Source organism: Streptomyces sp. SAI-127 (assembly GCF_029894425.1).
In the GTDB taxonomy this organism is placed as follows: domain Bacteria; phylum Actinomycetota; class Actinomycetes; order Streptomycetales; family Streptomycetaceae; genus Streptomyces.
In genome coordinates this window covers 8,738,842-8,753,145 of record NZ_JARXYJ010000001.1, presented here as the reverse complement: position 1 = coordinate 8,753,145, position 14,304 = coordinate 8,738,842, and the positions used below count along the sequence as shown (strand labels likewise).

Below are 14,304 nucleotides of genomic sequence, written 5' to 3'. Positions count from 1 at the left end.
CGAGCTGGGAGGACGGACGTTGGGGCGACTGACCGGTGGGGATCCCTCGCTCCTGCGAAGAATCAATTCCGCGGTGGTGCTGCACGCGCTGCGCGCCACGGACTGCGCGACGCTGACCGAGATCACCCGGGTGACGGGCCTGTCCCGGCCGACGGTCGAGGGGGTCGTCGAGGGGCTCATCGAGAGCGGCCTGGTGGTCGAGAAGGCGGCGGACGAGAGCGTCGCCCGTCGGCAGGGGCGGCCCGCGCGGCGGTTCCGGTTCCGGGCCGAGGCCGGACACCTGCTGGGCCTGGACATCGGGCCCCACCGGGTCGCCGCGCTCCTGTCCGACCTGGACGGCCGGGTGCTCGGCGCCGTGGCCAAGGACGTCGACGAGGCGGCGTCCGCCGACGAACGTCTGGAACGGCTGCGCACCGCTGTCGCCGAACTGCTGCGCCGGGCCGGGGTCGCGCGCGACTCGCTGTGGGCCGTGGGGGTCGCCTCGCCGGGGATCGTGGAGGCGGACGGGACCATACGGCTGTGCGCGGCGCTGCCCGAGTGGACGGGGCTGCAGCTCGGCGAGCGGCTGAGCCGTTCCTTCAAGTGCCCGGTACTGGTGGAGAACGACGCCAACGCGGCCGCGGTCGCCGAGCACTGGAAGGGCTCCGCCACCGAGTCCGACGACGTGGTGTTCGTGCTGGCCGGGCTGAGCCCGGGGGCCGGTTCGCTGATCGGCGGGCGGTTGCACCGTGGGTACGGCGGGGCGGCCGGGGAGATCGGCGCGTTGCATCTGCTGGGCCGCGAGGTCACCCCCGAGACGCTGCTGTCGACCACGGACGAGCCCTTGCACCCGCTCGACGAGCAGGCGGTCGCCGCGGTGTTCGCACAGGCCCGTGAGGGCGACCAGCGGGCCCGGGCGGCCGTGGACCGGTTCATCCAGCGGCTCGTCCACGACGTGGCGGCGCTCGTCCTGGCCCTCGACCCGGAACTCGTCGTGGTCGGCGGCTGGGCGGCCGGCCTGGACGGCGTACTGGAGCCGCTGCGGCGCGAGTTGGACCGCTACTGTCTGCGGCCGCCGAAGGTCACCCTGTCGCTCCTGGGCGAGGCGGCCGTGGCGACGGGCGCGCTGCGACTGGCTCTCGACCACGTGGAGGAGCAGCTGTTCGCGGTGGAGGGCACGGTCACGGCGCGGCGGTGAGCCGTCCGGTCCCGTACGGCGGGCCGACGACAAGCGGCGGTGCCCAGGACCGAGGTCCGGGGCACCGCCGCAGTGCTCAGGAGGCCCGGCGTTCCGGGCCCTCGTGGATCTCCACCGCGCCGGAGTCCCCGAAGGTCAGCCGGCAGGTGTCCGCACGGTAGGTGGCCACCGAGACGGCCGCGGTGCGGCCCCCCGCCAGGTAGCGGGTGGTGACGACGAGGACCGGGGCTCCGGGCAGGCGGTCCAGCTCCTTCGCGTCGTCCGCGCGGGCCGAGCCGAGTTCGACGGCGTTCTCCCGGCTCTCCAGCTCCAGACGCTGCAGTTCGCGCAGCACGGCACGCGCGCGTGCCGCCCCGGACGGCGTGTCTATGGCGGAGAGCTCCGGCACCGACGCCTCGGGGATGTACAGCAGCTCGGCGGCGACGGGCTGACCGTGGGTCATACGGGAGCGGCGCACGGTGTGCACCGGCTGCTCGCGGTCGGTCCCGAGGGCGTCCGCGACGGCCGCGGGCGGCACCGCGGCGGCGCAGTCGACGGTCTGCCAGTCGTCTCCGGCCGCACCCGGCCAGGCGTGCTGCTCGGTGCCGACGGCCACGCCCACGCGCGGCGGTGCGACGGTCGTACCGACACCGCGGCGGCGCTGCAGCCTGCCTTCCAGTTCCAGCTGCTCCAGAGCCTGGCGGAGCGTGGCGCGGGCGACGCCGAAACGGGCGGCGAGATCGCGCTCGTTCGGCAGGATCTCGCCCACGGAGAATTCGGAGTCCAGTGCCTCACTGAGCACGGTCTTGAGATGCCAGTACTTCGGTTCCGGCACCGTTTCGAGCTGCGTGGTGGTCCCCACCCTGTCCTCCGCAATCGCCGTGGTCCCGCGGCGTTTTAGCGCCCTTGTTTATTAAAGGTTGTTGCACTTCTCTGCGACCATAGGGCGGCCCCCACCCTTGGTCAAGACCAATCCTCGATCCCTCAGGCAGCAGACAGGGCGCGCAGCTTGTCGGGGTTGCGGATGATGTAGACGGACTGGATGCGGCCGTCCAGGATGTCCAGCTGGAAGACGGAGTCGGGCTTTCCGGCCGACAGGACGAGCACCGCCGGTCCGCCGTTGAGCTCCAGGAAGCGCCATGTGATGTCCGTGACGCCCCGTTCGGCGATGCCGACGAGGAAGCGGCCCACGTGATCGGCCGACTCCAGGACCCGCAGCGGCGCCTTGGTCTTGCCTCCGCTGTCCCCGACGAGCCGGACGTCCGGGGCGAGCAGCGACATCAGCCCGTCCAGGTCGCCCCCGCCCGCGGCGGCGAGGAAACGCTCCGTCAGATCGCGGCGCCGGGCCGGGTCGACCTCGTAGCGCGGCCGCCGTTCCTCGACGTGCCTGCGGGCCCGCCCCGCGAGCTGCCGTACGGCGGGTTCGCCGCGGTCGAGCATGGCGGCGATGTCGGCGTACGGGTAGCCGAAGGCCTCCCTGAGGACGAACACCGCCCGCTCCAGCGGTGACAGCGACTCCATGACGACCAGGACCGCGAGGGAGACCGAGTCGGCGAGGACGGCCTGCTCGGCGGTGTCGGGCACGGTGTCCCCGAAGTCGGTCTCGTACGGCTCGGGCAGCCAGGGGCCCACATACGTCTCGCCGCGCGCCTTGACCTGGCGCAGCCGGTCGATCGCCAGGCGCGTGGTGACGCGGACCAGGTAGGCGCGCGGTTCGCGCACCTCGCTCCGGTCGGCCGCCGACCAGCGCAGCCAGGCTTCCTGCACCACGTCCTCGGCGTCGGTGACGCGTCCGAGCATGCGGTAGGCGACGCCCATGAGGACGGGACGGTGTTCTTCGAAGACATCGGTCTCGGTGTCAGTGGCCACGGGTTCATCCCAACCCAGACACCGGTTCGTGTCCAGGCGATATCGGCGAGCGGCGGGCCCCGAGGGATCCGAGGGTCTACCCGCCAGTAGCAATTGCTGACAAGCTGTCTACAGCGCGTCCGCCGTGTGCCCGCCTCAGCCCGTGAGCCGCCGTCAAGGAGCCCTCATGTCCACCACCGTCTCCTTCAAAGTCCCCTCCGCCGCCGGGCCGCAGCCCGTGACCGTCTCCTACGCGCGCGTGGGCCGCGGTGAGCCGCTGCTCCTGCTGCACGGCATAGGTCACCACCGGCAGGCCTGGGACCCGGTGGTGGACATCCTGGCGACCGAGCGCGACGTGATCGCCGTGGACCTGCCGGGGTTCGGCGCGTCGCCGGGGCTGCCCGAGGGGCTGTCGTACGACCTGACCACCACGACATCCGTGTTCGGGGCGTTCTGCGAGGCCCTGGAGCTGGACCGCCCGCACGTGGCGGGCAACTCCCTCGGCGGTCTGCTGGCCCTGGAACTGGGCCGCGAGCAGCTCGTACGGTCCGTCACCGCGCTGTCCCCCGCCGGGTTCTGGTCGCGGGCCGAACGGCGCTACGCGTTCGGGGTGCTGCTCGCGATGCGGCACATCTCGCGGCGGCTGCCGCTGCCGATGGTCGAGCAGCTGTCGCGCAGCGCGGCCGGCCGCACGGTGCTCACGAGCACCATCTATGCGCGCCCGGGCCTGCGTTCACCCGAGGCCGTGGTCGCCGAGACGCTCGCCCTGGCGCGGGCCACGGGGTTCGACGCGACCCTGCGGGCCGGTACCGCCGTCCAGTTCGGCGACGACGTCCCGGGGCTTCCGGTCACGGTGGCCTGGGGCACCAGGGACATGCTGCTCGTGCGCCGGCAGGGGGTGCGGGCCAAGCAGATCATTCCCCGGGCCCGTCTCGTGCGGCTGCCCGGCTGCGGCCACTGCCCGATGAACGACGACCCCGCTCTGGTCGCGCGCGTCATCCTCGACGGCAGCCGCTGAGTCCGTCCGCCGTCGGCTCAACGCGCCTGATCCGAGGGCGACTCCGGTGCCTACCAGAGCGCTGCCGACGGCCTGGGCGGCGCCGTAGGAGCCCGTTCCGACAAGGGGCGCGGTGAAGGCGGCCGCGACCGGGATGAGCCCGGAGAACAGCGTGGCGCGCTCCGCGCCGATCCGCTGCATGCCCATGTACCAGCACACGAACCCGACGACGGTGACGACCGCCGCCTGCCACAGCAGCGCGGCGGCCTCGGCGGTGTCGGGGCGGCGCAGCCACGCGGTGCCGTCCAGGAGCAGTCCGGCCACCGCGGCCTCGACGGCGGCGACCGCGCAGACGGAGGCGGACAACAGCCGTGGCCCCAGGGGCCGCAGCACGGGTACGGCGAGCACCGCGAAGCCGACCTCACCGGCCAGCGCGCACACGGAGAAGGCGATGCCCGCGCCGTCCGTACGGCCCCAGCCCTGCACGGCGAAGGCGCCCAGGGCGACGAGCGACGCGCCCCGCAGGACGCGGCGCCGGGGTCGGCGTCCGTCGAGCAGCGGCACGAGAACGGCCACCAGCACGGGCGCGCAGCCCACGAAGACGCCCGGGACGGCCGGTTCCGCGGTGCGTTCGGCGGCGATCACGGCGAGGTTGAAGCCGACCATGCCCACGGCGGCGAGAAGCGCGAGCCGAGCCCATTGACGGGGCCCGAGTGCCCGCAACCGTGACGCGGCGCCCCTCGCGGCCGGCGGAACGAGCAACAGCGCGGCAAGACCGTAGCGCAGGAACTGGCCGCCCGCGTACGGGTAGTCGCCGAGCAGGCTGTTGGCGGTGAAGGACGCTCCGACGAGGACGCAGGCGAACGCGGCGAGCAGGGAACCGCGCGTGGTGGTGTTCATGGGAGTGACGCTAGGAAGGGCGGCGGTCCGGTTTAAGGTCCATTCCCATGACGTCATCGCGGACCAATCCGCAGGGACGGCCGACCGTATCGGAATCCGCCGGGTCGCCCGCCTGGGAGCTGCTCCTGCCCGCCGTCTCCGCGCCGGCACGCACGCGTGGCCGTTCCCTGCAGGCGGCACTGCGGGAGGCGGTGCGGTCCGGACGGCTCGTGCCGGGGACGCGGCTGCCGTCGAGCCGGGATCTGGCGGCCGACCTCGGGGTGTCCCGTGGGCTGGTCACCGAGGCGTACGAGCAGCTGACGGCGGAGGGCTATCTGCGCAGCGGCCGGGGTGCGGGCACCTGGGTCGGCGGTGCCGTGCGGGCCGCCCACCCACGCGCGCGTGACCTGGCCCCGCGCACTCCGGGCAGCCGCGCCGACTTCGTGGCCGGGACGCCCGACCTGTCGTTGTTCCCCCGCACCGCCTGGGCCACGGCACACCGCGGTGTGCTGGCGGAACTGCCGCACCAGGACCTCGGTTATCCCGACCCGCGCGGGCTGCCCCGGCTGCGCGCCGCCCTGGCCGAGCTGCTGGCCCGCCGCCGGGGCGTGGTCGCGGATCCGGAGCGGCTCGTGGTCGTCTCCGGCGTGGCGCAGGCGACGACGCTGCTCGGATTCGCGCTCCACGCGCGCGGGTTGCCGACGGTCGGCGTGGAGGATCCCGGGAGCCCGCAGCACGACGACCTGTACGCGGCGGCGGGCGTCGCCACCGTTCCCGTACCGCTGGACGAGGACGGAATCTCCCTCGGCCACCTGTACGACTCGGGCGTGCGGGCCCTGGTGACGACGCCCTCCCACCAGTTCCCCACCGGCATCGCCTACTCCGCGCGGCGCCGTGCGGAACTGCTCGACTGGGCACGTTCGGTCGACGGCTTCGTCCTGGAGGACGACTACGACGGCGACTTCCGCTACGACCGGGCCCCCGTCGGCGCGCTCCAGGGGCTCGACCCGGATCGTGTGGCCTACGCGGGATCGGTCAGCAAGTCCCTCGCTCCCGGTCTGCGGCTGGGCTGGCTGCTGGTGCCGGAAGCGATGGCCGACGAGGTGGTCGAGCGGAAGCGGACCATGGACCTCGGTCATCCCACGATCGACCAGGCGCTGTTCGCCCGGTTCGTGGAGCGCGGCGACTACGACCGCCAACTGCGCCGCTGCCAGCGCGCCTACCGGGAGCGGCGCGACGCGCTGGTCGCCGCGCTGGACGAGCACCTCCCCGGCACGGAGGTGTCCGGCATCGCCGCCGGGCTGCACGTCATCGCCACGCTGCCGCCCCGGTACGGCCCCCAGGAGAGGTTCCTCGCGCGCCTGGCGGCGGCCGGTGTGACCGTCCGCCCGCTGACGGACTACGCACACGCGCGTGCCGAGCCCGACGAGAAGCGGGGTGTGCGCCTGGTCCTCGGCTACGCGCACCTGCCCGAGACGCGGATCCGGGACGGCGTACGCCTGATGGCCGAGGCCGCGCGCGACTGACCCGGGCCATTTCGCACACGGGTTCCCTTGTTCCCGCGGCCAGTTGTTCACTTGGGGTTTGCGTGTGCGCTGCGGTGTCCCAGTAGTTCTGGCATCGCACACCGGCCGGAATCCCGTCCTTGGAGGCGCATCCATGTCACACCGTCCGTTCCCCGGCCGCCGCAGCGTTCTGCGCGGCTCCCTGGCCGCGTCGGCCGCCCTCACCCTGCCCGCGGTGTCCGGAGCCGCACCGGCCTTCGCCCTCTCCGGGCGCCCCGGGGCGGGCTGGGGGGTGCAGACGGGAGACGTGACCTCCGACTCCGGCCTGGTGTGGGTGCGTTCCGACCGTCCGGCCCGGATGATCGTGGAGACGTCGGCGACCGAGTCGTTCCGCAACCCCCGCAGATGGCACGGCCCGCTGCTCGGCGCGGACACCGACTTCACCGGTACGACCCGGCTGCGCGGCCTGCCGCCGGGCGAGCAGATCCACTACCGCGTGCTGCTGGCCGACCCCAACGACCCGCGCCGCACCGGCGAGCCGGTCGCCGGCACCTTCCGCACGGTGTCCCACAAGCGCCGTGACGGGCTGCGGTTCCTGTGGTCCGGCGACCTTGCCGGGCAGGGCTGGGGCATCAACCCGGACTTCGGCGGCTACACGATCTACCGGGCGATGGCCAAGCTCGACCCGGACTTCTTCCTGTGCAGCGGCGACAACATCTACGCCGACGGCCCGATCTCGGCGACCGCCGCCCTGCCCGACGGCAGCACCTGGCGGAACATCACCACCGAGGAGAAGTCCAAGGTCGCCGAGACCCTGGCCGAGTTCCGCGGCAACTTCCGCTACAACCTGCTCGACCACAACCTCCGGGCCTTCAACGCCCAGGTGCCGTCCGTCATCCAGTGGGACGACCACGAGGTGCGCAACAACTGGTACCCGGGCCAGACGATCCTCGACTCCGACGCCCGCTACACCGAGAAGAGCGTCGACGTCCTCGCGGGCCGGGCCCGGCGCGCGTTCAGCGAGTACTTCCCGATCTCCACGCTGCGGCCGGGGGCCCGGGACGGCCGGGTGTACCGGGTGCTGCGCCAGGGTCCGCTGCTCGACGTGTTCGTGCTGGACATGCGGACGTATCGCAACGCCAACTCGCCCGACGACCAAACTGTGGACCCGCAGGGCATCCTCGGCCGGGAGCAGCTGGAGTGGCTCAAGCGGGAGCTGTCGCGCTCGAGGGCGGTGTGGAAGGTGATCGCCTCCGACATGCCGCTCGGCCTGGTCGTGCCCGACACCACGGAAGGCAAGGCGAACATCGAGGCGGTGGCGCAGGGCGACCCGGGTGCCCCGCTCGGACGCGAGCTGCAGATCGCCGAGCTGCTGCGGTACATCAAGCACCGGCGGATCACCGGCACGGTGTGGCTGACCGCCGACGTCCACCACACCTCGGCCCAGCACTACCAGCCGTCGCGGGCCGCGTTCACCGACTTCGAGCCGTTCTGGGAGTTCGTCTCGGGTCCGCTGAACGCGGGAGCCTTCCCGGCCAGCGCGCTCGACGGCACCTTCGGCCCGGAGCGGGTGTTCGTGAAGGCGCCGACCGCCGCCAACGTCTCCCCCGCGGGCGGCTACCAGTTCTTCGGCGAGGTCGACATCGACGGCCACAGCGGTGAGCTGACGGTACGTCTGCGCGAGCAGGACGGCACGGTGCTGTTCACGCAGGTGCTCCAGCCGGGCCAGGTGGGCCAGTAACCGCCGACGTCGCTCAAGACCGAACAGTTGAAAAAGGTACAAAAAGCGCAGAACCACGCTTTACCGATCAGTCACAATGCGTTCGTGATCACGCAACACCGTTCCTCCACAGTGGCTGCATGACTCGAGACATGACTGACGTGACCCGTGCAAAACACGGTCGCCCCGTGCACCACTGGCGGCGCGACGTGATCGAACTCGCGGCCCTGTTCACGGCCGTCGCGGTGGCCGACACCGTCGCGAACCTGATCGGGCACGGCCCCGACGGTTCCGCGCTGCTGGTGATCTCGGCGGTGACCCTGGCCGCCACGGCCGGATTCCACACATGGTGGGCACGCCGCCACGGTCACGCGCCCCCGACGGGTGATACCGGCACCCGGCCGCTGCCCCTGGGGGAGCAGGCCGGGCCGTCGGAGCAGCCGTCGCGCACCTCGGACCCCGTGGCCGCGGAGAGCACGCTGTGGCGGATGCGCACCACGGTGAAGGACGCACCGGGCTCGCTGGCCGCCCTCTGCACGGCTCTCGCCGCGCACCGGGTCGACATCCTCAGCCTGCAGACCCACCCGCTGGCCGAAGGCACGGTCGACGAGTTCCTGCTGCGTGCCCCCGGTGCGCTGGAGGGCTCCGAGATCACCCGGGCGGTCGCACTGGCCGGCGGCGCCGACACCTGGATCGAGCGGGCCGACACGCACGATCTGGTGGACGCCCCGACCCGGGTGCTGGGCCTGGCCACCCGGACCGCGCTGGACGCGGCGGAACTGCCGCTGGCGTTGCGGCAGTTGCTGGGCCGGTGCACGATCCGGTCCTTGCCGGCCGTTGCGGTGGGAGGCGGTCGCGGCTCGGAGAGCGTGCCCGTGGAAGGAGTTCTGGAGGACACCGTGATGCGGTTGCGGGCGCCGGAAGGCGGAGTGATCACCGTGGAGCGGCCGTATCTGCCGTTCACGCCGACGGAGTTCGCCCGGGCCCGGGCTCTGGTCGAGCTGGACGCCCGGCTGGGTCCGCGGGTGCCGCGCAGCCAGGACGTACTGACGCTGCCGGAAGGCCACGACATCACCGTGCGCCGTGCCGACACCGGGGACCTGGAAGCCGCGGTGGCGATGCACGAGCGGTGCTCGCCGCGGACGTTGACCATGCGCTACCACGGGCCCGTCGGTGACGCCGACCGCTATCTCAACCACCTGCTCAGTCCGCGGTTCGGCCGCACCCTCGCCGTGCAGACGGCGTCTGGGCGGATCGTGGGGCTCGGGCATCTGCTGTGGGACGGCGACGAGACCGAGGTGGCGCTGCTCGTCGAGGACGCGTGGCAGCGGCGTGGGATCGGCGCGGAGCTGCTGGAGCGGCTGGTGGCGCTGGCTGTCGAGGCCGGGTGCGAGAGTGTGTACGCCGTGACCCAGTCCTCCAACACGGGGATGGTCGCCGCGATGCGCGGGCTGGGGCTCCCCCTCGACTACCAGATCGAGGAGGGGACCCTGGTGATCACCGCGCGTATCGCTCCGCAGGGAGAGCCGGAGCCCGCCATGGGAGCCGCGGAGCCACAGGTCAATACAGGCCCGCGCCCCTGACCGGACGCTCCAGTGCTGTGTCCAGATCCGTCCACAGGTCCTCCACGTCCTCCAGGCCCACCGACAGACGGAGCAGTCGGTCACTCACGCCCGCGCCCCTGCGGTCCTGCGCGTCCACGATGCGGTGGCTGATCGACGCCGGGTGCTGGATGAGGGTGTCCACGCTGCCCAGGCTCACCGCCGGGGTGATCAGGCGGACCCGCTCGATCACCCCGTGCGGGTCGCCGTCGACCTCGAAGGCGATCATCGCGCCGCCGATGCGCGGGTAGTGGACTTTGGTGACGCGGGGGTCGGCTGCCAGGCGGTGGGCGAGTTCGGCGGCGTTCGCGGAGGCCGCCCGCACCCGTACGGGAAGCGTCGCCAGCCCTCGCAGCAGCAGGTAGCCGGCGAGGGGGTGCAGGACGCCGCCCGTCGCGAAGCGGACCTGGCGCAGGTGCCCGGCGAACTCCTCGTCGCAGGCCACCACGCCCGCCATCACGTCCCCGTGGCCGCCGAGGTACTTGGTGGCGCTGTGCAGCACCAGGCGGGCGCCTTGTTCCGCGGGGCGCTGGAGCACCGGCGTGGCGAAGGTGTTGTCCGCGAGGAGGGGCACGGAGCCGCAGGAGTGGGCCAGGGCCCGCAGGTCGATCTCGGCGAGGGTGGGGTTGGCCGGGGACTCGACCAGGACCAGGCCCGTGTCCGGGCGCAGGGCGTCGGCGACCCCCGCCGGGTCGGTCCAGGTGACCTCCGTGCCGAGGAGTCCCGCGGTCAGGAGGTGGTCACTGCAGCCGTACAGAGGGCGTACGGCGACGACGTGGCGCAGGCCCAGGGAACCCCGTACGAGAAGGACGGCCGTGAGCGCGGCCATGCCGCTGGCGAAGGCGACCGCGGCCTCGGTCTTCTCCAGCCGGGCCAGGGCGGTCTCGAAGCGGGCGACGGTGGGGTTGCCGAGGCGTCCGTAGACGGGCGGGCCGTCCGGCTCGGCGCCGGTCGCCGCGAAGGCGTCGATGCGGGCCGCCTCGCCGCGGCTGTCGTAGGACGGGTAGGTCGTCGACAGGTCGATGGGCGGGGCGTGCAGTCCCTGCCGGGCGAGGTCGTCGCGGCCGGCGTGGACGGCCTCGGTGGCCAGTGCTCTGAGCGGCGTACGGGAGGCGGTGGCGGTGCGCGCTGAGTCCATGCCCGCAAGGGTGAACACCGACCGGCGTTCTCGTGCCGCACCCCGTGCTACGTTCGGCCGATGGCCGAATCTGTCGTACTGGACCCGGTGGACCTGCATCTGCTGCGGCTGTTGCAGAACGACGCCCGGACCACCTACCGCGACCTCGCCGCGCAGGTCGGTGTCGCGCCGTCGACCTGTCTGGACCGGGTGACCCGGCTCCGCCGCTCGGGCGTCATCCTCGGTCATCAGCTGCGGCTGGATCCGGGAAAGCTCGGCCGGGGCCTCGAGGCGCTGCTGTCGGTGCAGGTCAGGCCGCATCGGCGGGAGCTGGTGGGACCGTTCGTGGAGCGCATCAGGGCGCTGCCCGAGTCGCGGACCGTCTTCCACCTGACCGGCCCCGACGACTATCTCGTGCATGTGGCCGTGGCGGACATGACGGATCTGCAGCGGCTGGTGCTGGACGAGTTCACGTCCCGGCGTGAGGTGGCCAGGGTGGAGACCCGGTTGATCTTCCAGCAGTGGGAGTGCGGACCCCTCCTGCCGCCTGCCACGCCGACAGCGGAATCGGGGTGACTCCCGCGAGGTCTCCGTATGAGGATGGACCGCATGTCTGAGATTCAGAGCCCGCTGCCCCGTCAGGTCGCCGACGCCTACGTCGACGAGCTCATCGCCCTCGATCCGATCACCGGCACCTATCTGGGTGTGAAGGAGAGTTCGAGCAAGCTTCCCGATACCTCGCCGGCGGGCCAGGAGGCGCTCGCGGAGCTTCAGCGGGCCACGCTCGCGAAGCTCGACGAGGCCGAGCGGCAGCCCGGCGCGGACACTGACATCGAGCGCCGGTGCGGCCGGCTGCTGCGGGAGCGCCTGACGGCCGAACTCGCCGTGCACGAGGCCGACGAGGGTCTGCGCGCGGTCGGCAACATGGCCACGCCCGCCCACTCGATCCGCGAGGTCTTCTCCGTCACCCCGACGGAGACGGAGGAGGACTGGGCGGCGATCGCGGAGCGGCTGCGGTCGGTACCGACGGCGTACGCGGGCTACCGCGAGTCCCTCGCGCTCGGTCTGGAGCGCAAGCTGTACGCGGCGCCGCGTCCGACCGCCACCTTCGTCGAGCAGCTCACCGAGTGGGCGGACACCGATGGCAACGGCCGTGGCTGGTTCGAGGACTTCGTCTCGGCGGGCCCCGAGGCGCTGCGGGCGGAGCTGGACGAGGCCGCCCGCGCCGCGACCGCCTCCGTGGTGGAGTTGCGCGACTGGATGCGGGAGGTGTACGCGCCGACGATCGAGGGCGCCTCGAACACGGTGGGCCGGGAGCGGTACGCCCGCTGGGCGCGCTACTTCAACGGCACGGACCTCGATCTGGACGAGGCGTACGCGTACGGCTGGTCCGAGTACCACCGGCTGCTCGCCGAGATGAAGCGGGAGGCGGAGAAGATCCTGCCCGGCGCCGGGACGCCCTGGGTGGCGCTCGCCCACCTCGACGAGCACGGCAAGCACATCGAGGGAGTCGACGAGGTCCGCGACTGGCTCCAGGGCCTGATGGACCAGGCGATCGACTCGCTCGACGGCACCCACTTCGAACTCGCCGAGCGGGTGCGGAAGGTGGAGTCCTGCATCGCTCCGCCCGGTGGTGCGGCGGCGCCGTACTACACGCCCCCGTCGGAGGACTTCTCGCGTCCCGGCCGCACCTGGCTGCCGACCATGGGCCAGACCCGTTTCCCGGTCTACGACCTCGTCTCCACCTGGTACCACGAGGGCGTCCCCGGCCATCACCTCCAGCTCGCCCAGTGGGCCCATGTCGCGGAGAACCTCTCCCGCTACCAGGCGGCGGTGGGCGGGGTCAGCGCCAACGCCGAGGGCTGGGCCCTGTACGCGGAGCGGCTGATGGACGAACTGGGCTTCCTCACGGACCCGGAGCAGCGGCTCGGCTATCTCGACGCGCAGATGATGCGGGCCGCCCGCGTCATCGTCGACATCGGCATGCATCTGGAACTGGAGATCCCGGCGGGCTCCCCCTTCCACCCGGGTGAGCGCTGGACCCCCGAGCTGGCGCAGGAGTTCTTCGGTGCGCACAGCAGCCGTCCGGCGGACTTCGTGGAGAGCGAGCTGACCCGTTATCTCACCATCCCCGGCCAGGCGATCGGCTACAAGCTGGGCGAGCGGGCCTGGCTGCTGGGCAGGGAGAAGGCCCGCGAACGGCACGGCGACGCCTTCGACCTGAAGGCCTGGCACATGGCGGCGCTGTCGCAGGGCTCTCTGGGCCTGGACGACCTGGTGGACGAACTGGCGCGGCTCTGACGCTCGGGATCAGGTGGCCGACTCGGACCCATGGTCCGAGTCGGCCACCGGCCGTAGCGGTTCACACGCCGGCGTCGCGCACGTGAAGGACGCTCAGTCCGGGAGCCGGCGCAGCTGGACGAGACCCAGCCAGGTCTCCGGCCCGGGCCGTACGTTGGCCGCGCGTACCGCGTACCGGCCGGGAGCGAGCGAGACCTTCAAGTGATCGGTGTTCACGCAGTCGTTGCCGGGCCAGGCCGCGTCGAAGAGGACGACCGGGCCGGGTACCGACCAGTTCACCTCGTCCTCCCAGACGGCCGTGGCGAGGGCGGCGGGGACTTCGGCGAGGAGTTCGTCCTCGGAGTCGGCGGCGCACCACCGTACGAAAGTGTCGTGGTCAGGGAGGTAGGAGGTCGAGGCGGGCTCGTCCCCGAGGACCAGGGCGGCGGCGTCGCCGACCGGCAACAGGCCCACGCAGCCGTCCACTTCACAGGCCCGGTCGTAGTCGGAGGCCGTCTCGTCGCCGTCGGCGCCCGCCCAGAACGGCAGCACCGTCTCCGGCACCGCTATCAGCGGGCCGCCGCCCGACTCCACCCACTCCACCGCGCCCGGCTCCGCGTATCGCACCATGCGCCAGAACCTACACGCACAGGAACCTCAGGGTTGCACCTGCACAGGAAGCCCACCGGAATCCCCAGGCTCAGCAACCGCAGTCCTCCGAGCCGGCCGGGGCGGTCAACGAGTCGGCCGCGCGCCGCTCCCGGCCCTCCCAGGTCTCGAACTCGAAGCCCTCGCGCACCCAGTACTCGAAGCCGCCGAGCATCTCCTTGACCTGGTAGCCGAGTTCGGCGAGGGCGAGCGCGGCGCGGGTGGCGCCGTTGCAGCCCGGGCCCCAGCAGTACGTCACGACGGGCACGGACCTGTCGAGAAGTTGTGCGGCCTGCTCGGGGACGAGGGCGGTGGGCAGGTGGAGCGCACCCGGGATGTGGCCCTGGTCCCAGGCGGCGGTGGAGCGGGAGTCGAGGACGACGAAGCCCGGGTCGCCGTCGGCGGCGAGCGCGGCGGCGACGTCGGACACGTCGGCGTGGAAGGCGAGGGCGGCCCGGAAGTGGGCGGCGGCCTCGGCCGGGGCGGCGGGGGCGACGCGCAGGACGGGGTTCAGGGTGAGCGAGTCGGTTGTCGTCATGGCCAGAAATCTACG

At 72.5% G+C, this 14,304-nt stretch carries 12 protein-coding genes and 1 pseudogene; 7 read left to right on the top strand and 6 right to left on the bottom strand.

From position 1 onward, the window contains the following. Window positions 1-19 precede the first annotated feature (19 nt). Complete coding sequence (locus M2157_RS40235; protein WP_280867605.1) at window positions 20-1,177, top strand: ROK family transcriptional regulator; 1,158 nt, start codon at window positions 20-22, stop codon at window positions 1,175-1,177. Window positions 1,178-1,253: 76 nt separating this feature from the next. Here the strand turns inward: M2157_RS40235 and M2157_RS40230 are convergent, their stop codons facing one another. Next, window positions 1,254-2,018: a GntR family transcriptional regulator gene (locus tag M2157_RS40230; protein WP_280856234.1), complete on the bottom strand. Its 765-nt coding sequence runs from the start codon at window positions 2,016-2,018 to the stop codon at window positions 1,254-1,256. A 122-nt stretch (window positions 2,019-2,140) separates the two neighbouring features. Then, entirely contained in the window at window positions 2,141-3,025 is an 885-nt protein-coding gene (locus M2157_RS40225; RefSeq protein ID WP_280867604.1) for an RNA polymerase sigma-70 factor, read from the bottom strand. Between the two features lie 166 nt (window positions 3,026-3,191). Here M2157_RS40225 and M2157_RS40220 point away from each other — a divergent pair, with 166 nt between their 5' ends. Beyond that, window positions 3,192-4,022, top strand: a complete 831-nt coding sequence (locus M2157_RS40220; protein WP_280856237.1) for an alpha/beta fold hydrolase — start codon at window positions 3,192-3,194, stop codon at window positions 4,020-4,022. A 45-nt stretch (window positions 4,023-4,067) separates the two neighbouring features. On the opposite strand, the pseudogene M2157_RS40215 reads toward M2157_RS40220, so the two are convergent. Beyond that, window positions 4,068-4,901, bottom strand: a pseudogene (locus tag M2157_RS40215) (EamA family transporter); the annotation flags it as partial. 47 nt (window positions 4,902-4,948) lie between these two features. Here M2157_RS40215 and M2157_RS40210 point away from each other — a divergent pair. From M2157_RS40210 to M2157_RS40200, 3 genes are all read left to right on the top strand, one after another. Then, entirely contained in the window at window positions 4,949-6,406 is a 1,458-nt protein-coding gene (locus tag M2157_RS40210; protein ID WP_280856238.1) for a PLP-dependent aminotransferase family protein, read from the top strand. Between the two features lie 133 nt (window positions 6,407-6,539). Next, window positions 6,540-8,126: an alkaline phosphatase D family protein gene (locus M2157_RS40205; RefSeq protein ID WP_280856239.1), complete on the top strand. Its 1,587-nt coding sequence runs from the start codon at window positions 6,540-6,542 to the stop codon at window positions 8,124-8,126. 167 nt (window positions 8,127-8,293) lie between these two features. Further along, window positions 8,294-9,688 (top strand): GNAT family N-acetyltransferase, encoded by a 1,395-nt coding sequence (locus M2157_RS40200; RefSeq protein WP_280867603.1) that lies wholly within the window; start codon window positions 8,294-8,296, stop codon window positions 9,686-9,688. Here M2157_RS40200 and M2157_RS40195 read toward each other — a convergent pair. Then, the gene (locus M2157_RS40195; RefSeq protein ID WP_280856241.1) at window positions 9,666-10,844 is read right to left on the bottom strand and encodes a PLP-dependent transferase; all 1,179 of its coding nucleotides are present in this window, start codon (window positions 10,842-10,844) and stop codon (window positions 9,666-9,668) included. The genes M2157_RS40200 and M2157_RS40195 overlap by 23 nt on opposite strands. A gap of 60 nt (window positions 10,845-10,904) precedes the next feature. Here M2157_RS40195 and M2157_RS40190 point away from each other — a divergent pair, with 60 nt between their 5' ends. Both M2157_RS40190 and M2157_RS40185 read left to right on the top strand, forming a co-directional pair. Beyond that, a complete protein-coding gene (locus tag M2157_RS40190) occupies window positions 10,905-11,399 on the top strand; it encodes an Lrp/AsnC family transcriptional regulator (protein WP_057610572.1) in 495 nt (164 codons plus the stop codon). Between the two features lie 33 nt (window positions 11,400-11,432). Next, on the top strand, window positions 11,433-13,124 hold the full coding sequence (locus M2157_RS40185; protein ID WP_280867602.1) for a DUF885 domain-containing protein: 1,692 nt from the start codon (window positions 11,433-11,435) through the stop codon (window positions 13,122-13,124). A 93-nt stretch (window positions 13,125-13,217) separates the two neighbouring features. Here M2157_RS40185 and M2157_RS40180 read toward each other — a convergent pair whose 3' ends face one another. Both M2157_RS40180 and M2157_RS40175 read right to left on the bottom strand, forming a co-directional pair. After that, window positions 13,218-13,733, bottom strand: coding sequence for an immunity 21 family protein (locus tag M2157_RS40180; protein ID WP_280856244.1), 516 nt, complete (start codon window positions 13,731-13,733; stop codon window positions 13,218-13,220). 70 nt (window positions 13,734-13,803) lie between these two features. Continuing rightward, window positions 13,804-14,289, bottom strand: a complete 486-nt coding sequence (locus M2157_RS40175) for a rhodanese-like domain-containing protein (RefSeq protein WP_280856245.1) — start codon at window positions 14,287-14,289, stop codon at window positions 13,804-13,806. Between the last annotated feature and the right edge of the window lie 15 nt (window positions 14,290-14,304).